This window comes from Cryobacterium cryoconiti (genome assembly GCF_004403065.1).
In the GTDB taxonomy this organism is placed as follows: Bacteria; Actinomycetota; Actinomycetes; order Actinomycetales; family Microbacteriaceae; genus Cryobacterium; species Cryobacterium cryoconiti.
In genome coordinates this window covers 1-22,268 of the sequence record NZ_SOHA01000036.1, presented here as the reverse complement: position 1 = coordinate 22,268, position 22,268 = coordinate 1, and the positions used below count along the sequence as shown (strand labels likewise).

16 protein-coding genes are annotated in these 22,268 nt (G+C 66.9%); 8 read left to right on the top strand and 8 right to left on the bottom strand.

Features of this window, described 5'->3' with window-relative positions; translation table 11 throughout:
* Nucleotides 1-14 precede the first annotated feature (14 nt).
* The 3 genes from E3T49_RS12020 to E3T49_RS12010 all read right to left on the bottom strand — a co-directional run bounded on the left by E3T49_RS12020 (nucleotide 15) and on the right by E3T49_RS12010 (nucleotide 3,082).
* Nucleotides 15-1,568, bottom strand: coding sequence for a DEAD/DEAH box helicase (locus E3T49_RS12020; protein WP_134425147.1), 1,554 nt, complete (start codon nucleotides 1,566-1,568; stop codon nucleotides 15-17).
* Between the two features lie 234 nt (nucleotides 1,569-1,802).
* Nucleotides 1,803-2,483, bottom strand: coding sequence for a DUF1684 domain-containing protein (locus tag E3T49_RS12015; protein ID WP_134425146.1), 681 nt, complete (start codon nucleotides 2,481-2,483; stop codon nucleotides 1,803-1,805).
* A complete protein-coding gene (locus E3T49_RS12010; RefSeq protein ID WP_174722425.1) occupies nucleotides 2,480-3,082 on the bottom strand; it encodes a hypothetical protein in 603 nt (200 codons plus the stop codon). Before E3T49_RS12010 ends, E3T49_RS12015 begins: the two co-directional genes overlap by 4 nt.
* A 43-nt stretch (nucleotides 3,083-3,125) precedes the next feature.
* Here E3T49_RS12010 and E3T49_RS12005 point away from each other — a divergent pair, with 43 nt between their 5' ends.
* From E3T49_RS12005 to E3T49_RS11990, 4 genes are all read left to right on the top strand, one after another.
* On the top strand, nucleotides 3,126-3,554 hold the full coding sequence (locus tag E3T49_RS12005) for an EVE domain-containing protein (RefSeq protein WP_241972802.1): 429 nt from the start codon (nucleotides 3,126-3,128) through the stop codon (nucleotides 3,552-3,554).
* Between the two features lie 125 nt (nucleotides 3,555-3,679).
* The gene (locus tag E3T49_RS12000) at nucleotides 3,680-4,945 is read left to right on the top strand and encodes a hypothetical protein (protein WP_134425144.1); all 1,266 of its coding nucleotides are present in this window, start codon (nucleotides 3,680-3,682) and stop codon (nucleotides 4,943-4,945) included.
* Between the two features lie 61 nt (nucleotides 4,946-5,006).
* Entirely contained in the window at nucleotides 5,007-5,603 is a 597-nt protein-coding gene (locus E3T49_RS11995) for a 2-phosphosulfolactate phosphatase (protein ID WP_198414252.1), read from the top strand.
* A gap of 97 nt (nucleotides 5,604-5,700) precedes the next feature.
* Entirely contained in the window at nucleotides 5,701-6,003 is a 303-nt protein-coding gene (locus tag E3T49_RS11990; protein ID WP_134425143.1) for a DUF427 domain-containing protein, read from the top strand.
* An 8-nt stretch (nucleotides 6,004-6,011) separates the two neighbouring features.
* Here the strand turns inward: E3T49_RS11990 and E3T49_RS11985 are convergent, their stop codons facing one another.
* The 4 genes from E3T49_RS11985 to E3T49_RS11970 all read right to left on the bottom strand — a co-directional run bounded on the left by E3T49_RS11985 (nucleotide 6,012) and on the right by E3T49_RS11970 (nucleotide 9,570).
* Nucleotides 6,012-6,509 carry a SprT-like domain-containing protein gene (locus E3T49_RS11985; RefSeq protein ID WP_134425142.1) on the bottom strand — a complete coding sequence of 166 codons (498 nt, stop codon included), beginning with the start codon at nucleotides 6,507-6,509 and terminating at the stop codon, nucleotides 6,012-6,014.
* Entirely contained in the window at nucleotides 6,509-7,666 is a 1,158-nt protein-coding gene (locus E3T49_RS11980; protein ID WP_134425141.1) for a PQQ-dependent sugar dehydrogenase, read from the bottom strand. Before E3T49_RS11980 ends, E3T49_RS11985 begins: the two co-directional genes overlap by 1 nt.
* Nucleotides 7,667-7,981: 315 nt before the next feature.
* A complete protein-coding gene (locus tag E3T49_RS11975) occupies nucleotides 7,982-8,545 on the bottom strand; it encodes a hypothetical protein (RefSeq protein ID WP_241972801.1) in 564 nt (187 codons plus the stop codon).
* A gap of 155 nt (nucleotides 8,546-8,700) precedes the next feature.
* Nucleotides 8,701-9,570 carry a spermidine synthase gene (locus E3T49_RS11970; protein ID WP_134425140.1) on the bottom strand — a complete coding sequence of 290 codons (870 nt, stop codon included), beginning with the start codon at nucleotides 9,568-9,570 and terminating at the stop codon, nucleotides 8,701-8,703.
* Between the two features lie 303 nt (nucleotides 9,571-9,873).
* Here E3T49_RS11970 and rpoB point away from each other — a divergent pair, with 303 nt between their 5' ends.
* From rpoB to E3T49_RS11950, 4 genes are all read left to right on the top strand, one after another.
* Nucleotides 9,874-13,368 carry a DNA-directed RNA polymerase subunit beta gene (rpoB, locus tag E3T49_RS11965; protein WP_134425139.1) on the top strand — a complete coding sequence of 1,165 codons (3,495 nt, stop codon included), beginning with the start codon at nucleotides 9,874-9,876 and terminating at the stop codon, nucleotides 13,366-13,368.
* A gap of 45 nt (nucleotides 13,369-13,413) precedes the next feature.
* Nucleotides 13,414-17,310 carry a DNA-directed RNA polymerase subunit beta' gene (locus tag E3T49_RS11960; RefSeq protein WP_134425138.1) on the top strand — a complete coding sequence of 1,299 codons (3,897 nt, stop codon included), beginning with the start codon at nucleotides 13,414-13,416 and terminating at the stop codon, nucleotides 17,308-17,310.
* A gap of 209 nt (nucleotides 17,311-17,519) precedes the next feature.
* On the top strand, nucleotides 17,520-18,212 hold the full coding sequence (locus E3T49_RS11955; RefSeq protein WP_134425137.1) for a hypothetical protein: 693 nt from the start codon (nucleotides 17,520-17,522) through the stop codon (nucleotides 18,210-18,212).
* Nucleotides 18,213-18,290: 78 nt separating this feature from the next.
* On the top strand, nucleotides 18,291-21,185 hold the full coding sequence (locus tag E3T49_RS11950) for a putative bifunctional diguanylate cyclase/phosphodiesterase (RefSeq protein WP_134425136.1): 2,895 nt from the start codon (nucleotides 18,291-18,293) through the stop codon (nucleotides 21,183-21,185).
* 276 nt (nucleotides 21,186-21,461) lie between these two features.
* Here E3T49_RS11950 and E3T49_RS11940 read toward each other — a convergent pair.
* The coding region (locus E3T49_RS11940; protein WP_134425135.1) for a DUF222 domain-containing protein at nucleotides 21,462-22,268 on the bottom strand (807 nt) is incomplete at its 5' end.

The following is a 22,268-nucleotide window of genomic DNA, read 5'->3' as shown; positions in this document are numbered from 1 at the left end:
AGCGTGCCGAGTGACTAGCCCTGCGCGCGGCGCGGGGCCGAGCGGCGTGCGCCACCGTTGGCGCCGGCACCGCGAACGAGGCCGCCGACCTGCAGGCCGCCGGAGCGACCATTCTGGGCCGGACGGCTCTTTTCGTTGCCCGATCCCTGACCGCGACCGGATGCCGCGGGGCGGCCCGAGCGCTCCTGACGCGCTGCACCGGAGGGTGCCACGGCGTCGCTGCCGCGGTGTCCGCGGTTGCCGCGGGTCGCACCGGCGCGGGCGCCGGTGTCGCGTCCGCCGGAGTCGCGCTCGTCGCGGTTGACGCGCTTGCGCTGGGCGTTGGCGCCCTGCGAGCGGCCGCCCTGAGACTGGCCGTTCGGCTGCTCAACCCGGGGAACCGGCTTGACGTAGGCGGCAACGTCGCCGACGAGGGCGTCCACGGCGGGGGAGGCTGCGGTCACGCGCTGCGGGGTCACCTTGATGGCGGCCTTGCGCAGCAGTGCGTCGGTGTCGCGGCGCTGTTCGGGGAGAACCAGGGTGACGACGTCACCGGCGCTGCCGGCGCGGGCGGTACGGCCCGAACGGTGCAGGTACGCCTTGTGCTCGGCCGGCGGGTCGACGTGGATGACGAGTTCGATGTCGTCGACGTGAACGCCGCGGGCCGCGACATCCGTGGCGACGAGCACCTTGACGTCGCCGGCGCTGAACGCGGCGAGGTTGCGGTCACGCGCCACCTGCGAGAGGTTGCCGTGCAGGTCGACGGAGGGGATCCCGGCGTCGGTGAGCGACTTGGCGAGCTTCTTGGCCTGGTGCTTGGTGCGCATGAAGAGGATGCGGCGGCCGGAGCCGCTCGCGAGCTTCTCGACCAGGGCCTTCTTCGATTCGACGCCGTCGATCTCGAACACGTGGTGGGTCATCGCGGAGACGTGGCTGTTGGCCTCGTCGACCGAGTGCATGACCTCGTTGTGCAGGAAGCGGCGCACGATCTTGTCCACGCCGTTGTCGAGCGTCGCCGAGAACAGCAGGCGCTGGCCGCTGCTGGGCGTCTTGTCCATGATGCGGGTGACGACGGGCAGGAAGCCCAGGTCGGCCATGTGGTCGGCCTCGTCGAGCACGGTGATCTCGACGGCGTCGAGGCTGATGAAGCCCTGCTTCATCAGGTCCTCGAGGCGGCCGGGGCAGGCCACGACGATGTCGACGCCGGCCTTGAGTGCGGAGACCTGACGGCCCTGTGAAACGCCACCGAAGATCGTGGTGGTGTTGAGGCCGTAGGCCTCGGCCAGCGGCGTGAGCGCGTTGGTGATCTGGGTGGCGAGCTCGCGGGTCGGGGCGAGGATCAGTCCGAGCGGGCGGCCCGGGCGGCGCTTGCCGCCGGCGAGCTTGCCGCCGAGGCGCGACACCATGGGCAGCGCGAACGCGAGGGTCTTGCCGGAGCCGGTCTTGCCTCGGCCGAGCACGTCGCGGCCGTTGAGGGTGTCGGGCAGCGTGTCCACCTGGATGGGGAACGGGCTGTCGATGCCCTGCTGCGTCAAGATGGACACGAGGGGGGCAGGCACGCCGAGCGCGCTAAAGGAAGTTTCAGACAAAGTGGTGCCTTTCGGGCATCAGAGGCTTCACGGCATCCGTTCCGCAAGGGCGGTAACTCGGAACCTGTGAGGACTCACTTGGCGAAGGTGCCGATGGGCACATCCGTTCGCCGTAAGAAGGTTTGATTCGAAAAATCCGGCCGGCCCGTGGGGGCTGCCGCAATAAGAAGAGGGCGTTCTACGACGCAGCGAGCGCATCTACGCACTCGCAAGTTCCCATCCTAGCGGATGCTGTCAAGCCTCCGGGTCGTGGGCGCGTCCTGCGGGAGCCGTGGGGTGGCGCTCCTCGCCGGGTGCCAGCTCGCCCACGGGCACTTCAGCGGTCACGGTGTTGCCGGCCTGAGGAAGCGGGCAGGCCCACATCGGGTCGTACGCGCAGGACGGGTTGTAGGCGAAGTTGAAGTCGAGGATGATGCTGTCGTCGTCGGCCCCGGCACCCAGGTCGGCGCCCTTGACGGTGTCGAGCAGGTAGCGTCCGCCGCCGTAGGTGCCGCCGGGTTTACCGGCCAGGCCGTCGCGCAGGGGCAGGAACAGTCCGCCGCCGTAACAGGAGAGCCGCCACAGGTCGATCGGTCCCAGATAGGGCAGACGAACGGTTCCGACGAGGTCGAACGGTACCTGGCCGTCGGTTCCGGTGTCGACCGTGATGCGCAGCGGATGCTCCGCCCGGTGCACTTCGGCCTCGAACCGCCAGTCGGGGTCGTAGGCCGCGACCGGCAGCCCGGTGAACCCGGCCCGGTCGTCGGGCATCAGCGGCGACGCCGGATGCCCGCCGAACAGGTCATCCCGGCCGCTCCGCCACAGCTCGTGGCCGGCTGCCGGGTCGTGCGCGCTGAGCTGCCGCACGCCGGCGTAGAGACCGAACACTCGCCGGCGCCAGTCGGCCACCTGCAGCGCGCCGAGGGTGGTGGTCATGAGGTCACCCCGGATGCGCGGGACTCCGGAGCGGCGTCGGGAACGGGATCGGTGCCGGCGGTGCCGGCGGTGCCGGTAGTGCCGGCCGCGTCCGGCTGGACCGGCTCGTCGACGCCGAGGTCGAGGCTCCAGTTCGGTGCCAGGCGCTTGAGCTGGTGCAGCCGCCACTGCCAGAGCGTCCAGAACACAGGCCAGCTGGCCAGGGTGAGCACGCCGGTGCGGAAGATCAGCTGGTCCCGGAAGAGCGTCTTGCCGGTGCCGGCCGGGTCGGGAGCGACGGCCATCCGGTGGTCCCAGAGCGTGACCGAGGCGAGCGGCCCCGACACGCCGCGGCCGGTGTCGCGCAGAATGCGCACCCCGTCTTTGCGGGTGGTGGCCATGGTCAGCCGGATCACCTGTTCGCCCATCGGCACCAGGCCGAGCGCGGTCAGGCTGACCGGATGCTCACCCGGTTCCCAGATGGTGGGGAAGCCATCCATCTCGAGGGATTCGACGCTCACCACGGGCGAACTCACCTCGCGGAACACGGCGGGACTCCGCAGGGCGCGCCAGGCGGCATCCGGGGAGCAGTCGAGGATCTCTTTCAGAAGAACACGCATGACCCCAGTCTGTGGTGCCGGGGCATGCAGTACAACTAAGAGGGTGGCAATTCGATACTGGCTGGGCGTCGCGTCCCGCGAACACGTGTTGCGCGCCGTGGCGGTCGGGCTCGTGCAGGCCCGCCACGGGGCCCGGGCGGCGCTCGAGCAGATGGGCGAGTCCGACGGGGTGGTCTACTACTCCCCGAAGACCGACATCGACGGTGACAGCCTGCGTGAATTCACCGCGATCGGGCGCATCGCCCCGGGAATCGTGCATCAGGGGGAATCCGCCGCCCCGAGTTCGTATCGCCCCTGGCGTCGTCACATCGACTACGAGACGGATGCCGTCGCCACCTCGATCCGACCCCTGTTGTCGGTGCTCGAATTCACCCGGAGCGACCCCAACTGGGGGTACCAGCTGCGGCGGGGGCTGCTCGAGATCTCCCGGCACGACTTCGAGTTGATCCGCCGCCAGATGCGCCGGGTGTAGCGCCCGAGCGAGCCCGCTCCCGCTCGTCCGTTGCTCCGCGATTAGGGGCGGGATCGGCGATTTTCGCGGTGGCGCTGCCGAGTGCGGGGCCGGGCGGGAACGCATCCGTTCGGTACACTCAAGGTATGACTGGCGAGTTCTGGTGGGTGCCCTCGGTCGTCGTTTTCGGCGGTGCGGCAGCGGTGTTGGCGTTTATCGTGGCGCTCCTGCGCCGCCGCTCCCGGGAGCGCACCCGCGTCGACCAGGCTCTGGCCGCGGAGCGCACGCGTGCCGCCGCGATTGCACTGGTTCGCGCGGACGACGTGATCGAAGCCGCCTCCGACGAGCTGGGTTTCGCGCTCGCCCAGTTCGGTGAGAACGCGACCGGCGAGTTCGCCGCCGCGCTCGATGCCTCCAAACGGCAGGTGCGCGACGCCTTCCTGCTGCAGCAGCGACTCGACGACAGCGTGCCCGACTCCGAGGGTGAGCGGCGCCGCTGGACCGAGCAGATCATCGCGCTCGCCGACGAGGCCGTCAAGCGCCTCGGCTCCGAGACCCGGGTCTTCGACTCCCGGCGCGGCATCGAACGGGACGCCCCGCTGCTGCTGGAGAAGCTGCGCCGCCGTCTCGACCGGGTTGCCGACCGTGTCGCGGCCGGCACCGCCAGCCTCGCCCGACTCGGCCGCACCTACGCTGCGCCTGCCCTCGCTCCGATCAGCAACAACGTCGCCCGCGCCGAAAGCGCCCTCGACGACGCCCGCCGGGCAGCGGATACCGCGGCCGCCCGGCTCGCCCGGGAGGCCACCGACCCCGTGGGCGACCAGTTGCTCGCGGCGGAGCAGGCCCTGCATCAGGCCGGCACCCTCCTCGACGCGATCGAACTCGGCGAGGACCAGCTGCACGTCGGCTTCGCCTCCCTGGCGCGCGCGCTCGACGCCGCAGACATCGAGCTGGCGGAGGTCCGCGCCCTGCGCGATGGGCACGAGGAGACCGCTGCGCGCGGCGAACTCAACGGTGTCATCGCGGAGGCCGACCGCGTCGTGGGCGAGCTGCGGCATCCGTCGCGCCTGAGCGACCCGGCAGCGGACCAGTCCCGGCTGCGCACCGCGATGGACGGTCTCGACCTGATCCGTTCCGAGGCCCGCAACCGCCAGTTGCGGCTCGACAACGCCCGCGGCGCGCTGACCGGGGCGCTCCTGGCCGCGCGCAGTCAGATCACCGTGACCCGCGACTTCATCAATGCTCACCCCGGGCGCGTGGGTGCTGCCGCCCGCACCCGCCTCGCCGAGGCCGAACGTCAGCTGAGCCTGGCGAGTGCGGAGGCCGACCCGGTCTCCGCCCTGGACACCGCGCGAAAGGCGATGACTCACGCCACGGATGCCGACGCGCTCGCCCGCTTCGACGCCCGGTAGGAGTGCGGCGGCGCGGGTCCTGGCGCTCCGGCTCCCTGGCCGGCACCAGTACCCTTGAGCCGTGACCAACGCCGCACCCCAGCAGAAGTACCAGGTTCGTTTCGACATGGGTCTGGCCGGGTTCCAGGCCCTGGCTGCCACCGCTGACGTGATCGTCCTGGCCGACGGGCTGCCGGCGACCGACCTCGCCTCCGCGGTTTCCACGTCGGTGGACGCCCACCAGGTCATCGCCGCGAACCTGGCCAACAGCGCCAGCGTGGCGGAATGGGTGCTTGCCCGGCAGGCGGAGAAGGGCGACCGGTTCGCCGTCGCCGTGATCGCCGTGGGGGAGCAGCGGGCCGACGGCAGCAGCCGCTTCGCGGTGGAGGACCTGCTCGTGGCCGGCGCCGTGATCGACGCCCTCGCCGTTCGCGGAATCGACCACTGCTCACCGGAGGCGGCCGCGGCCGCCGCCGGCTTCGCGGGGCTCCGGCAGGCCGTGCGGCACCTGGTCACCGCGTCCGAAACTGCTCAGGAACTCTCCCGGTGCGGTCGCCAGGCCGAGGTGAGGGCCGCGGTGCCGGCCGCGGTGTCGACACCGGCCGGTGCATCGATGACGGATGTCCCCGCGTCGTCCCCGGGAATCTCCCGACTGCGGGAATTCGCCTTTCCGGCCTGAGGTTGCATCCAGCACGATCGATCCCTGGTCGTGCCCACCGAACCGCGTCGCAGCGCGCGTTGCAGCGTCGCACACCACCGAGAAGGAGCACCTCCCCATGAAGGCAGTACTCAACGGCGTCGTCATCGCCGAAGCACCCCAGGCCGACCTCCTCAAGATCGAGGGCAACTGGTACTTCCCGCCGGCGAGCGTCAACGCCGACCTGCTCGTCGCGAGCCCGACCCAGTACACCTGCTCGTGGAAGGGTGAGTGCCAGTACTTCAACATCAAGGACGGCGAGACCCTGCTGCAGGATCGCGCGTTCAGCTACCCGACACCGCCCCCGGCCTCGTTCGACCGTGTCGGTCAGGACTACAGCAACTACGTCGCCTTCTGGAAAGAGATTCAGGTCTCCGAGTAGTCCGGCTCCTATCTGTCTCCTGTCGCCGCCGCGGCCCGACGCCGGGCCGCGGCGGTGATCTCCCGCCGCGTCCACCGGATGAGGAACGCCGTGTCGAATCCGCGCCCGCACAGCCCGCAGGCGAATGCCCGGGTCGGTTGGCGGTACCGGTAGTGCACGTGCCCGAACGGACAGGTTCCGACCCAGGGGGCGAGTTCATCCGCGATCTCCCCGTCGTGGGTGCGCTTGCCCTCGTAGCCGAGGTTCTGCGCGGTCAGCTTCCATTTCGGCCCGTGACCGGCGCGCGGACCGGCCAGCGCGTGCGCAACCTCATGCAGAAGGATCTGGTGAACGTCGTCGTCGTCATAGCGCGCGGCCAGGTACCGGGACACGGTGATCCGCTGCACGGTGTAATTGCACAGCCCCGCCCGTTTCTTCGCGTTGTCGAAAGCGAAGGTCCAGCCGGGGTCGAGGTGCAGGGTGATCAAGGCGTTCGCCCAGTGGCGCACGCGGTCGAGGTCGGCCATCAGGGTGCCACCGCCACCTGATAGAGCCGATCGTCGCCGGGGGAGGGGGTGCCGCGGCCATCGGTATTGTTACTCACGAACCACAGTGTGCCATCGGGCCCCGACACCACGTCCCGCAGCCGCCCGAAGCTGTTCACAAACCAGTCGTCGACCTCGCCTGTAGAGGGATCGATGCGCCACAGTCGCTCACCGCGGAGGGCGGCCAGGAAGATCGTGTCGTTCACAATCGCGAGTCCGCTCGGGCTGGCTTCGCTCGTGGGCCACTGCTGCACCGGGTCGATGAAGCCGGGGTCGGCATCCGTGCCCTGCATGCCCTCGACGACCGGCCAGCCGTAGTTCCCGCCGGCCTCGATGCGGTTGAGCTCGTCCCAGGTGTTCTGGCCGAACTCGCTGGCCCAGAGCTGGCCGGTGGAGTCCCAGGCCACGCCCTGAGGGTTGCGGTGCCCGAATGAGTACACGAGGGTTCCGAACGGGTTGTCGTCCGGGACGGCGCCGGTCGGGGTCATCCGCAGGATTTTGCCGCTGAGGGACGCCGGATCCTGGGCGTTGCCGGGGTTGCCGGCGTCCCCGGCCGTGGCGTAGAGCAGGCCGTCAGGGCCGAAGGCGAGCCGGCCCCCGTTGTGGTACCCGGCCTTCGGGATTCCGTCGAGCACCGGTTCGGCGTCGCCGAGGGTGTGGCTGCCAACGGAGCCGAGCAGCGGCATCCGCACGATGCGGTTGTCGTCGACGGCCGTGACATAGGCGTAGACCCAGCCCGTGCCGCCCGGTGCGGCCGGATCGGCCAGCGCGGCGAGGCCGAGCAGCCCGCCCTCTCCGTCAGGGCGAGCCTCGGCGATCCGGCCGGCGTCGCGCAGGCTGCCGTCGGGCAGGAGCTCGCGCACAAGCGTCGTGTCCCGTTCGCTGATCAGGGTGCCCTCGTTCGGCAGGCGAAGGATCGACCAGGGCGCGTTCAGGCCGGAGGCGATGACGACCGGGTCACCCACGGGCCGCACCGGGGGGCCGGGTGCGGCGGATCCGGGCACCCCGGGGTCGGTCGGGGATGGCTGGGCCGGGGTCGAGGTAGACGCCGAGGGGAGCGGTGGGCTCGCCGCGCACGCGCCGAGCAGCAGGAGAGCGGCCAGGGCCAGCGCCCCGGCCGCGCCGGTGCGTGCGTGCATCCGCCGATTCATGCTGCCGTTCACGCTCCACCTCGTCTCGAACCGGCATGCCCGCCGGCAATAAATCCAGCATGCCCCGGATTGCCGCCGCGGGTGAGCGGCCGCTGTTGTGCATAACTCCTGCAAATCGCAGCCGCGGAGTGGGTGAACCCCTGAATTCCGGGCCCGCGGCGATGGCCGCGAGACAAATTGCAGGAGTTATGCACACTGCCCAGGGCGAAGGGAGCAGGGTGCAGGGCGCAGGGCGCACTGTGCATTCGCACGGATGCTCGCTGCCTCGTCCTGGCGCAGGGGCCCGGTGTGCGGTGCGCCGCCCTACTGCTGTGGGCGGCCCTGGCGACGCTCAGCGATGAAGGACTCGACCACCGCGACGGCGACGAGCGCGCTCTCGAGGAGGGCCGGCGTGGCCCCGGCCTGCTCGCGCAGCGTCACGGAAGCCCGGAAGTCGGCCAGGGCGGCGTCGAGGTCGCCCTGTTCGAAGTACACCTTGCCGCGGCTCTCCCGGGCGAACGATGCCACGCTGGCCCATTCGTGCGTCTCGGATTCGAGCACGCAGTGGGTCAGTTCGGTCACCGCTTCGTCGAGCTTGCCCCGGTACTGCTGCACCTGGGCGCGACGGATGCGGCTGAACGCCAGCTCCTCCCGCGACCCGGTGAATCGGGACTGGCGCAGTGCCGTGTTGGCCATGTCCCAGGCCTCGTCGAGCCGGCCGGTCAGTCGCAGCAGCACGACCTTCTCGTTGAGAGCGGAGAGGCTGCGCAGCTCGCCGAGTTCTTCGAGGCGCAGCTGCGCAGCTTGGAGGTCGACTTTCTCACGCAGGGTGACGGCATCGTAGCCAGTGATGATGGGCAGGGTGTGGTCCTGAGGCGAAGGCGGCACATGCCGCGGGCGAAACGTGGTCCCATCCAGCGTAGCCCCGGCCGGGTGGGACGGTCCCCGATCGGGGGCGATCCGTCACATCCGTCGCTGAGTCTGTGGCTGACTCAGGCGACTTGGACGTGTGAGCGGGCCCGACCTGGCGAGCCCAACCCCGTTCAGCTTCCGAGCTGGAACACCGTGCGGCCGGGGAGCGGCGACGGCGTGGCCGTCGCATCCGTCGTGACCAGGGCGGTCGCCATGAACTGGGTGAGCTCGGCGCCCTCGACCACCTTCGACGGATGCGGCCCGCCCGCCAGCAACCGCGACACCCAACTCGTGTCGATGGGGGTGTGCGCGGCGACGAAGACGATGTTGCCGAACCGGCGCCCCTTGAGCACCTGGGTCTCGGCGAGGGCGAGCACATGCCCGAACACGGCGGACAGCGTCGCGGCCTGCGAGCGGGCGAACGGCAGCCCGGGCCCGTCGGCGACGTTCACCACGAGTACCCCGCGCGGCGAAAGCAGAGGAGCGGCCAGTTCGTAGAACTCACGGCTGGTCACATGGGCGGGGGTGCGCGCTCCGGAGAAGATGTCGACGACGACGAGGTCGACGGCGCCGTGCAGTCCGGCCGGCAGCTTCGCGAGCACCTCGCGGGCGTCCCCGTGCCGCACGCGCAGCTGCGCGCGCTTGTCCCAGGGCAGCTCGCCGCGCACGAAGTCGATCAGGTCGCTCTCCAGCTCGACGACCTGCTGGCGGGAGCCGGGCCGGGTGGCCTCCACATAGCGGGGGAGGGTCAGCGCCCCGGCGCCCAGGTGCACGGCGGTGATCGGCTCGCCCACGTCGCCGATCAGGTCGATCACGTGCCCGATCCGCTGCACGTACTCGAAGAACAGCTCACCGGGGTCGTCCATGTTCACGTTCGACTGCGGCGTGCCGTCCACGATCAGGTTGAAGCTGCCCGGGGTGAACCGGTCGGGCTCGATGACGGCGTGGTGGCCGCTCAGTTTCAGGGTGATCGACGGATGCTGCGCGACAGGCCTACTCATTCCTCAAGTGTGCGCCCTCCATCCCAGGCGACAACGCCGACGGAAGACACCCAAAACCGGGTTATACCTGAGAATATGCAAGAGGTCAAGAATTTAGTGGACAGAGCGGGTCAATCAGCATATAGTTGTTCTTTGCGCTCCCAGACTAAACTCTGCCTTCATATTGCGGTCGGCTTTGCGTGCTCAAGCCACCTTGACGCATACCTCGTTCAGTAGTTCAGAACTCGAGGGTCTGAGGAGTTCGTACTCGGTATTCCTTACTAACAGTGACTAGACCTGACGGGGTCCACGGAGGTTATTTCCTTGGCTGCTGCGCGCAACGCAACCACCAACTCACCCAAGAACGGACGTGCCGCTGGCCGTCTTTCGTTCGCGAAGATCACCGACAATCTGACTGTTCCGGATCTGCTTGCCTTGCAGACCGAGAGCTTCGATTGGCTCGTCGGTAACGACAACTGGAAACAGCGTGTCGCAGAAGGCCAGGCGGCCGGTCGTCAGGACCTGCCGACTCGCACCGGACTCGACGAGATCTTCGAAGAGATCTCACCCATCGAGGACCTCGGCGAAACGATGCAACTGTCGTTCACCAACCCGGAGCTCGAGCCGGAGAAGTACACCATTGACGAGTGCAAGGAAAAGGGTAAGACCTACTCCGCACCCCTCTATGTGAACGCTGAGTTCATGAACCACCTCACCGGTGAGATCAAGACCCAGACCGTGTTCATGGGTGACTTCCCGCTGATGACCCCCAAGGGCACCTTCGTGATCAACGGCACCGAGCGTGTCGTCGTGTCGCAGCTGGTCCGCTCCCCGGGCGTCTACTTCGACCGCCAGCAGGAGAAGACGTCCGACAAGGACATCTACTCCGCTCGCGTCATCCCGAGCCGCGGTGCCTGGCTCGAATTCGAGATCGACAAGCGCGACCAGGTCGGCGTTCGCATCGACCGCAAGCGCAAGCAGTCCGTCACGGTCTTCCTCAAGGCCCTCGGCCTGACGAGCGAAGAGATCCTCGAAGAGTTCAAGGGCTTCGCGTCCATCGAGCTCACCCTTGAGAAGGACAACATCCTGACCAAGGAAGAAGCCCTCAAGGACATCTACCGCAAGCTGCGTCCGGGCGAGCAGGTCGCCGCCGAGGCCGCGCGTGCGCTCCTCGACAACTTCTTCTTCAACTCCAAGCGCTACGACCTGGCCAAGGTCGGTCGTTACAAGATCAACCGCAAGCTCGGCCTCGAGGCGCCGCTCGGCGACTCCGTGCTGACGCTGCAGGACATCCTGGCCACGATCAAGTACCTGGTTGCGCTGCACGACAACCAGACCACGATCTCCGGCGTCCGCGACGGCAAGCAGACCGACATCCGCATCGACATCGACGACATCGACCACTTCGGTAACCGTCGCATCCGTGCCGTCGGCGAGCTCATCCAGAACCAGGTGCGCACCGGCCTGTCCCGTATGGAGCGCGTCGTTCGCGAGCGCATGACCACGCAGGACATCGAAGCGATCACCCCGCAGACCCTGATCAACGTGCGCCCCGTCGTCGCCGCGATCAAGGAATTCTTCGGAACCAGCCAGCTGTCGCAGTTCATGGACCAGAACAACCCGCTCGCCGGACTGACGCACAAGCGTCGCCTGTCCGCGCTGGGCCCGGGTGGTCTGTCCCGTGACCGTGCCGGCGTCGAGGTGCGAGACGTTCACCCCTCGCACTACGGCCGCATGTGCCCCATTGAAACCCCGGAAGGCCCGAACATCGGCCTGATCGGTTCGCTCGCCTCATTCGCGCGGATCAACGCCTTCGGTTTCATTGAGACCCCGTACCGCCGCGTCGTCGATGGCAAGGTCATGAACGACCAGATCGACTACCTCACCGCCAGCGAAGAAGACGAGTTCATCGTCGCCCAGGCGAACGCCCCCCTCACCAAGGACTGGCACTTCGCCGACGCCCGTGTTCTCGCCCGTAAGAAGGGTGGAGAGGTCGACCTCTTCCCCGCGGAAGACATCGGCTACATGGATGTCTCGCCTCGCCAGATGGTGTCCGTCGCCACCTCGCTCATCCCGTTCCTCGAGCACGACGATGCGAACCGCGCCCTCATGGGTGCCAACATGCAGCGTCAGGCCGTCCCGCTCCTGATGAGCGAGAGCCCGCTCGTCGGTACCGGCATGGAGGTCTTCGCGGCCATCGACGCCGGTGACGTGCTCACCGCCGACAAGGCCGGTGTGGTGATGGAGGTTTCGGCCGACGTCGTCACCATCCAGCTCGACGAGGGCGGCACGCAGGAGTACTACCTGCGCAAGTTCGCGCGCTCCAACCAGGGCACGAGCTACAACCACCGCGTCATCGTCACCGCCGGCGAGCGGATCGAAGTCGGCGAAGTCATCGCCGACGGCCCCGCCACCGAGAACGGAGAGCTCGCTCTCGGCAAGAACCTGCTCGTCGCGTTCATGCCGTGGGAAGGCTACAACTTCGAGGACGCGATCATCCTGAGCCAGAACCTGGTCAAGGACGACACCCTCTCCTCGATTCACATCGAGGAATACGAGGTTGACGCTCGCGACACCAAGCTGGGCAAGGAAGAGATCACTCGCGACCTGCCCAACGTGTCGCCCGACCTGCTCGCCGACCTCGACGAGCGCGGCATCATCCGGATCGGTGCCGAGGTTCGCCCCGGCGACATCCTCGTCGGCAAGGTCACGCCCAAGGGCGAGACCGAGCTGTCCGCCGAGGAGCGCCTGCTGCGTGCCATCTTCAACGAGAAGAGCCGTGAAGTTCGCGACACGAGCTTGAAGGTTCCCCACGGTGAGCGCGGCACCATCATCGGTGTCAAGGTCTTCGACTCGCAGGATGGCGACGACGAGCTCGGCTCGGGCGTCAACCAGCGCGTTGCCGTCTTCATCGCCCAGAAGCGCAAGATCACCGAGGGTGACAAGCTCGCCGGCCGTCACGGCAACAAGGGTGTTATTTCCCGCATCCTGCCGATCGAGGACATGCCGTTCCTCGCCGACGGAACCCCGGTCGACATCATCCTCAACCCGCTGGGCATCCCGGGCCGAATGAACTTCGGCCAGGTCCTGGAAACCCACCTGGGCTGGATCGCCAAGCAGGGCTGGCAGGTGGAAGGCAAGCCCAAGTGGGCCGGCCGTCTGCCCGAGGCCGCGCACAGCGCAGCTCCGAACACCAAGGTCGCGACCCCGGTGTTCGACGGCGCGCTCGAGGTCGAGATCGAGGGTCTCCTCGACTCCACGACCCCGACCCGTGACGGCGACCGCCTGATCGGTTCCTCGGGCAAGACCCAGCTGTTCGACGGCCGCTCCGGTGAGCCGTTCCCGAACCCGGTCTCCGTGGGCTACATGTACATCCTGAAGCTCCACCACCTTGTCGATGACAAGATCCACGCCCGTTCCACCGGCCCCTACTCCATGATCACGCAGCAGCCGCTGGGTGGTAAGGCGCAGTTCGGTGGACAGCGTTTCGGTGAGATGGAGGTGTGGGCGCTCGAAGCATATGGAGCCGCTTACGCCCTGCAGGAACTCCTCACCATCAAGTCGGATGACATCCTCGGCCGCGTGAAGGTGTACGAGGCCATCGTCAAGGGTGAGAACATCCAGGAGCCGGGTATCCCCGAGAGCTTCAAGGTTCTGATCAAGGAAATGCAGTCGCTGTGCCTGAACGTCGAGGTGCTGTCGAGCGACGGTACCGCCGTCAGCCTGCGCGACACGGATGACGAGGTGTTCCGCGCTGCGGAAGAGCTCGGCATCAACATTTCCACCCGGTTTGAGTCGTCCTCGATCGACGACATCTAGGCCCGGCCGATGACGAACACTTCGAATACTTTCCAAGGAGAGAAATTGCTCGACGTAACCACTTTTGACGAGCTTCGCATTGGCCTTGCGACCGCCGACGACATCCGTCGCTGGTCTCACGGTGAGGTCAAGAAGCCCGAAACCATCAACTACCGCACGCTCAAGCCGGAAAAAGACGGCCTGTTCGGCGAGCAGATCTTCGGACCGTCCCGGGACTGGGAATGCTCATGCGGCAAGTACAAGCGAGTTCGCTTCAAAGGCATCGTCTGTGAGCGCTGTGGCGTAGAGGTCACGAAGTCGTCGGTGCGCCGTGAGCGCATGGGCCACATCGAGCTCGCCGCCCCGGTCACCCACATCTGGTACTTCAAGGGTGTCCCCTCGCGTCTCGGTTACCTGCTGGACATGGCTCCGAAGGACCTCGAAAAGGTCATCTACTTCGCTGCGTACATGGTCATCACGGTGGACGAAGACGGCCGCCACCAGGACATGCCGGGCCTTGAGAACGAGCTTCGCCTCGAGATCAAGACCCTCGAGGGCCAGCGCGATTCTCGCATCGCCGACCGTCTGCAGCGCCTGGAAACCGACCTCGCCGCACTGGAGGCCGAAGGCGCCAAGAGCGACCAGAAGAAGCGCACCAAGGACGCCGCCGAGAAGGAGATGAGCCAGGTCCGCAAGTCTCTCGACGAGCAGATCGCTCACCTCGAGCGCGTGTGGGAAGACTTCCGCACCCTCAAGGTCGGCGACCTCAAGCCTGAGGACTCGGTCTTCCACGAGCTGCAGGACCGCTTCGGCATGTACTTCGAGGCCTACATGGGCGCCGAAGCCATCAAGAAGCGCCTGCTCTCCTTCGACCTGGTCACCGAGAGCGAGAACCTGCACCTGCAGATCGCCGAGGGCAAGGGCCAGAAGAAGATCCGTGCGATCAAGCGTCTCCGCGTGGTCAACGCCTTCATCATCACCGGCAACTCGCCGGCTGCCATGGTGCTCGACGTCGTCCCCGTGATCCCGCCCGAACTGCGCCCGATGGTGCAGCTCGACGGTGGCCGCTTCGCGACATCCGACCTCAACGACCTCTACCGTCGTGTGATCAACCGCAACAACCGTCTGCGTCGTCTGCTGGACCTCGGTGCCCCCGAGATCATTGTGAACAACGAGAAGCGGATGCTGCAGGAGGCCGTTGACGCGCTCTTCGACAACGGTCGTCGTGGCCGTCCCGTCACGGGTACCGGCAACCGCGCCCTCAAGTCCCTGAGCGACATGCTCAAGGGCAAGCAGGGTCGTTTCCGTCAGAACCTGCTCGGCAAGCGCGTCGACTACTCCGGCCGTTCGGTCATCGTCGTCGGCCCGCAGCTCAAACTGCACCAGTGTGGTCTGCCCAAGCAGATGGCGCTCGAGCTGTTCAAGCCGTTCGTGATCAAGCGCCTGATCGACCTGAGCCACGCTCAGAACATCAAGGCCGCCAAGCGCATGGTCGAACGTTCACGCCCGCAGGTCTGGGACGTGCTCGAGGAGATCATCCGTGAGCGCCCCGTGCTGCTGAACCGTGCGCCGACGCTTCACCGCCTCGGCATCCAGGCGTTCGAACCGCAGCTCGTGGAGGGTAAGGCCATCCAGCTGCACCCTCTCGTCTGTGCCGCGTTCAACGCCGACTTCGACGGTGACCAGATGGCAGTCCACCTGCCGCTGTCGATGGAAGCCCAGGCCGAAGCGCGCATTCTGATGCTCGCCTCGAACAACATCCTGAAGCCGTCTGACGGTCGCCCGGTGACCCTGCCCACGCAGGACATGATCATCGGTCTGCACCACCTGACCACGCTCAAGGAAGGCGTCATCGGCGAGGGCCGCGCGTTCTCCTCTGTTGCGGAAGCGATCCTTGCTTTCGACCAGAAGTCGCTCGACCTCAACGCCAAGGTGCGCATCCGTCTCACCGACAAGTTCTTCGAGGAGGGCACGCAGCCCGAGGGCGTCGAACTCGTCGACGGACAGGCTGTCGGTGTCGTGCTGGTCACGACCACGCTCGGTCGGGCCATCTTCAACGAGGCCATGCCGGTCAACTACCCGTACTTCGAAAAGGTTGCCGACAAGGGCACCCTCTCGGCGATCGTCAACGACCTCGCCGAGCGGTACCCGAAGGTGGAAGTTGCCGCGACGCTGGACCGCGTCAAGGATGCCGGTTTCTACTGGGCTACCCGCTCCGGTGTGACCGTGGCACTCAGCGACATCCTGACCCCGCCGAACAAGCCGCAGATCGTTGCCGGCTACGAGAAGCAGGCCGCCAAGGTTCAGTCGCAGTTCGAGAAGGGTCTCACGACCGACCTCGAGCGTCGCCAGGAGCTCATCCAGATCTGGACGAAGGCAACGGAAGACGTTGCCGCGGCCATGCAGGAGAACTTCCCGAAGGACAACACCATCAACCGCATGGTCACGTCCGGTGCCCGTGGTAACTGGCTGCAGGTGCGAAACATCGCCGGTATGCGAGGCCTGGTCAACAACCCGAAGGGTGAGATCATCCCTCGCCCGATCATCTCGAGCTACCGCGAAGGCCTGTCCGTCGCCGAGTACTTCATTGCTACTCACGGTGCTCGTAAGGGTCTGGCCGACACCGCTCTGCGTACCGCCGACTCGGGTTACCTCACGCGTCGTCTCGTGGACGTCTCGCAGGATGTCATCATCCGCGAAGACGACTGTGGAACGACCAAGGGTCTCGAACTGCCGATCGCCGAGATCAACCCGATGGGCGATCTCGTTCGTCACCCCAACGTGGAGAACGCGGTCTACGCTCGCAGCCTGGCCACCCCGGCGGTCAACGCCAAGGGTGAGGTTGTCGCTGACGCCGGCGACGACGTGGGCGACGTGCTCATCGACAAGCTGGTCGAGGCCGGTGTCGAGACCATCAAGGTGCGCTCGGTTCTGACCTGTGAGTCGGCCGTCGGTGTGTGTGCGGTCTGCTACGGCCGTTCGCTCGCCACCGGGCTGCTCGTGGACATCGGTGAGGCCGTCGGCATCATCGCCGCGCAGTCCATCGGTGAGCCGGGTACCCAGCTCACGATGCGTACCTTCCACACCGGTGGATCGGCATCCGCCGACGACATCACCCAGGGTCTGCCTCGTGTGCAGGAACTGTTTGAGGCTCGTACCCCCAAGGGTGCGTCGCCGATCGTCGACACCGCCGGTCGCATCACCATCGAAGACACCGACCGCAGCCGGAAGGTCATTCTGACCCCCGACAACGGCGATGAGGCGATTGCCTACCCGGTGCTCAAGCGCTCCACCCTCCTCGTCGAGGATGGCCAGCACGTCGAGCTCGGCACGCAGATCATCATCGGCGCCGTCGACCCGAAGGAAGTTCTTCGAGTCAAGGGTGTCCGCGCTGTGCAGAAGCACATCGTCGGTGGCGTGCAGGATGTCTACCGTTCGCAGGGTGTGCCGATTCACGACAAGCACATCGAGGTCATCGTTCGTCAGATGCTTCGCAAGGTGACCGTCGTCGAGCACGGCGACACCGGCCTGCTCCCCGGCGAGCTCGTTGACCGGTTGAAGTACAACGAACTCAACCGCACCGCGCTCACCGAGGGCAAGAAGACGGCCTCTGCCCGTCAGGAAGTCATGGGTATCACCAAGGCTTCACTGGCGACCGAGTCCTGGCTGTCGGCCGCTTCCTTCCAGGAGACCACCCGGGTTCTGACCCAGGCGGCCATGGAAGGCAAGAGCGACCCGCTGATGGGCCTCAAGGAGAACGTCATCATCGGTAAGTTGATCCCGGCCGGCACCGGTCTTCCCCGCTACCGCGACGTCACCGTCGAGGCAACGGATGAGGCCAAGGCTGAGCGTTACCCGAACCGCATCTTCACCGATGATGCAACGTTCAACGAGGGTGACCTGAGCTTCGTCGACTTCGACAGCTTCTCGTCGGATGACTTCACCCCCGGCACCTACAACTAGTCACTAGCGATAGGTTCCACGGATGGCCCCCTGCTTCGGCAGGGGGCCATCCTCCGTTAACCGCCCGCCGGTGGTCGAGCCGCCGGTGGTCGAGCTTGTCGAGACCCGAGCGCGTCGAGACCCCGAGCCACCCGGTGGTCGAGCTTGTCGAGACCCGAGCGCGTCGAGACCCGCGATAAGCTAGCCGAAATTCTCTCTGGGGGTATCGCATGGCTGCAGGTCCAGTGTCCGCTTCGGCAATGACGCGTCGACGGATGTGGGTGCTCCTCGGTGCCGTCGGCTCCCTGCTGGTCATCGCCCTCGTTGTGTTGCTCATCGTGTGGCGCGGGGGTGCCGGTGTGCCTGAGACCGAAGCGGCGAGTCGCCCGCAGCCGAGCTCGACGCCGGCCCCGCTGGCGGTCACCGCCTCGCCGCAACCCCCGTCGAAATCGGTAACGGACGGGCCGCATCCGTCACAGTGTGAGCAGTTGTACAGCCCGGCGATGGTGGCGGCCTTCGGCGATCTGGCGCTCAATCCCGCCTGGGTCGCCGAGGAGAACTCGGGAGCCAATCGCGGGTCTGCCGACCCGGAACTCGTCACCCTGATCGACGCGGCCGAAGAGAAACTCACCTGCGTGTGGGCCAATGCGGGCGGTGCCTCCGGTGTCGGACTCACCACGGAACTGGTCTGGGTGACGCCCGAGCAGTCTGCCGCGGTGCAGAGCCGGCTGTCGGCGGCGGGAATGAACTGCTACGAGGAACTCGCGGGGATGCGGTGCATCGTCGAGGGCACTGATGACGGTGGCGTCTCTGGTGAGTCGCATTTCCTCAGGGATGGAATCTGGTTGGCCACGTACTACTTCAACGCCGGTCCGGATGGCTACACGCACGACATGATCGCGAATGTCTGGGCCGACGCGTAGCGCCGGATCACAATCCGCGAACGAAGTAGTGTTGGAACAACGAGTGGCAGTCCTGCTTTTCGGAAGCGGGGGATAAGCATGCGCGCGGTCGGCAGGCTCGGTGCGGCATTCGTCGGTACCACGGCGCTCATCATTCTCGCCGGGTGGTACATCGGCTTCGATTCCATGCCCTCGTCGATGGGTTTCCTGCTGGCGATGAAGCCGATGACAGCGCTGGGGCTCGTTCTGGTCGCGGTCGGCGTTTTCTCGTTCGACCGGCGCTGGCTCTCGCTCACACTGGGTTTGATGGCCCTCGTGATCGGGGCTCTCACCGTGGCAGAGTTCGTCTCCGGCAACTCGCTCGGCATCGACGCGCTCCTGCCGGGGATCGACTTCCAGGGCCAGTCGGAGCGGATGGCGCCGTCCACCGCGGTGGCGTTGATCCTGCTCGGGACATCCGTCATCGCCAGCCGAACCGCTCGCTCGGCCGCGATGCTCGGCTTCGCGTTCGCGGCGCTGAGCGTCAGTCTGATCGCGATCATGGGCTATGCCTTCGGGGTCTCGTCCCTCTATTCCGTCGGTGGCTACACGAGCATGGCCTGGCCCACGGCCCTGGGCATCGTGATCCTGGCGTCGGCCGTTCTGCTCCAGCGTCCCGATGCCGGTCTCCTCGGGCTGATCCGCACCGATGGGAGCGCGGGGCGACTTCTCCGTCAGGTGGTTCCGTTCCTGGTTGTCGGACCGTTCGTGCTCGGTTGGCTTGAGCTCTGGGGTGAGCGCCGAGGGTGGTACGACACAGCGTTCGGCATCGCCATCCTGGTCATGAGCGTGACGATTCTCGGCTGCGTCCTCGCGTGGGTCGCGGCTCGTCGACTGCGCGTCGTCGATCGCCTGCGCCAGGCGGCCATGCAGGATCTCGCCGAGGCCAACCACACGCTCGAGGAGACGGTCGAGAACCGCACCCGTCAGCTCGCGGAAACAGCGGACACCCTGCACACCCTCATCAAGATCGCGCCGGTCGGGATCGTGCAGCTGGATGCCGCGGGCGGTCTTGTTTCCGCCAACGACCAGTGGCATGCGCTCAGCGGGCTGACGAAGAGTGCATCGCGTCGTGACGGCTGGGCGAGTGCGGTTCATCCGGACGACGCGGAGCGCGTGTTCGCCCAATGGGAGTTGAAAGCCGCCGCCGGTGAGCCTTACGAGACCACGATGCGGTTCCTTACCCCTGTTGGCCAGGTCAATTGGGTGCAGGTGAACACCGCCCCGATGCGCGACGAGAGGGGCATCGTCGGGCACTTGGCCAGTGTCACCGATGTGACGGCGCAGCGGGTGGCCGAGAACGCGGCGGCGGAGGCTGCCGCACGGTTCGAGGCGGCCTTCGCGTCCTCGCCGCTCGGCACGGCCATCGTCACCCTGGACGGGCTTGTGGTGGCCGCCAACAGAAGGCTCCTCAGCCTGGCGGGTGGGAGCGCCACTCTGGTCAACGCGCACATCGAGACGATCTTCATGCCGGCTGAGCACGGTGACGACGGGCTGGCCGAGGGCACGGGCCTCAATGGTGCGTCCACTCGACAGCGCATGGACCGGCGGATGCGCCACGGCGGTGAGCAGGAAACCTGGGTCAAGGTCAGCATTGCCGAGATCCTCGAGGGCGACCAGGCCGGGGGACTGCTGTACCAGGTGGAGGACATCACCGCCCGACGCCTGGCTGAAGCGCGGGTGGAGCACCTGGCCTTCCACGACCCGCTCACGAACCTTCCCAACCGTCTCTTGCTGCTTGACCGTTTGAATCAGGCGCTTCTGCAGGCGTCGCGCCTGGGGCTCGGCGTCGCGGTCCTGTTCATCGATCTCGACCGATTCAAGTTCGTCAATGACAGCTTGGGGCACCACGCCGGCGACGCCGTGCTGACTGAGGTGGGCATCCGTTTGCGGCAGAGCATCCGCTCCGGTGACACGGTGTCCCGGATCGGTGGCGACGAGTTCGTCGTTATCTGCCCGGATGTCGGCAGCAGCGCCGACGTGCGCCAGATTGCCGATACGATCCAGGCGTCCATCGCGCGGCCGATCGCGGTCGGCGACCAGATCGCATCCGTCGATGCCAGCATCGGGATCGCCTTCGGCCTCGGGCACGACGATGCCGAGCTGCTGCTGCGCAACGCGGACCAGGCCATGTATCAGGCGAAGGATCGCGGGCGGGCCCGCTATGAGGTCTTCGACGACGACCTGCGCTACCGCATTCACCAGCGGCTCGACTGTGAACTGGCCCTGCGCGATGCGGTCGAACTGGGCGAGATTGAAACCTGGTACCAGCCGATCGTGGATCTGCAGAACCACACGGTGGTGGCCACCGAGGCTCTGGCGCGATGGCGGCGGCCGGACCGCGGCATCGTGATGCCGGGCGATTTCATCGCTCTGGCTGAGGAGGTGGGTTTGATCAAGGGGATCGGATCGACTGTGCTCGGCCAGGCGTGCCGTGCGGCCACCGAGTTGGACCGGGGGATGGCGGTCAGCGTCAACGTTTCCGCACGCCAGTTCGTGCAGGATGACTTCGGTGACGTCGTCAAGCGCGCCCTTGCCGAGTCGGGGCTGCCCCCGGAACAGCTCTGGCTGGAGTTGACCGAGAGCGCGGTGCTCGACGCGATCGATTCCGCGGCGAGGACCTTCCAGGAGCTGCGTGGGCTCGGCGTGAAACTGGCGATCGACGACTTCGGCACAGGGTATTCGTCCTTCACTCATCTGCGCGCATTCACGGTTGACCTGCTCAAGATCGACTTGACGTTCATTCGCGACGTGGAGAGTTCTGACCACGATCGCGCGATCGTGGAGGGCATTCTGCGTCTGGCCGATTCCCTGAACCTGGATGTCGTGGCCGAGGGTATCGAGACAACGTCCCAGCGTGATCTGCTGCAGGGGATGGGCTGCCGTTACGGTCAGGGCTATCTCTTCTCCAAGCCGGCTCCGAGTGCAGCTCCCGCGGTGGTCTTCGCGCACTGACCCTCCCCGCTGCCCGTCGCCCGAGCCCCGTTGGTCGAGCCTGTCGAGACCCGGCGACCCGCCCCTCCGAGGCGCCCGCGACGGTGGTCGAGCCTGTCGAGCCCCGGTGGTCGAGCCTGTCGAGACCCGGTGACCCGCTCGCCAGAGGCGCCCGCGACGGTGGTCGAGCCTGTCGAGACCAGAGACCAGAGACCAGAGACCAGAGACCAGAGACCAGAGACCAGAGACCAGAGACCAGAGACCAGAGACCAGAGACCAGCAACCAAACACCAACTCCTACAGCCCCACCCGTTTGCTCGGCAGCGGGATCAGGTTCTGTTCCGGGTCAACCTCCACGGGTGGCCGAAGCCAGTACTCCGTTCCGGTGCGGATGATGCTCCAGTGCTGGTTATGCAGCAGCAGGTGGTGCGGATGGCAGAGGAGTATTCCGTCGGCAAGGTCGGTGTACCCGTTGCCTTTCAACCATTCGTTGATGTGGTGCGCCTCGCTCCAGGCGGGTGATCGGTCGCAGTCGACCCAGCGGCAGCCGCCGTCCCGCACCCCCATCGCGGCGCGCTGGGCTTCGGTGAAGAGGCGTTGGTCACGGCCGACGTTGATGATCTGCCCGGTGTCGTCGACTTGTATGCCTCGTGTGCCGGTGTCGCAGAGCAGCCGGTCGATGGTTTCCTGCGAGATGGGAACGGGGTTGCCCTCGATCTGACCATGGGCGTCGGTGGCGTGAAGGGTTTCGGCGGCTGTGGCGGGAACCGGTCCGCCCTGGGCAGCCTGGCCGGGGGCCGGCTGTCCGGCCTGACCGGCCGGCTGGCCCGGCTGGCCCGACTTCAGGGCCTTCTCGGTCACGATCACCCGCACCGCGGGGCGGCGGCCGCCGAAGACCCGGCCCTGGTCGGCCTCACCGGCGATCTTCAGCAACTGCACCAGGGCGTCGGCGGCGATCTGCTCGGTGCTGCGGGGGTCATCCTGGACGCGCTTGGCCCAGGCTGACTTCTCCTTGTCGACGAACCGCACCCCGCCGCGGCGAGGGCTGGTGATGGAGTCAAAAGTCGAGAGCACGAACTCGCCGTCTTCCGGAGCGAAGAGGCC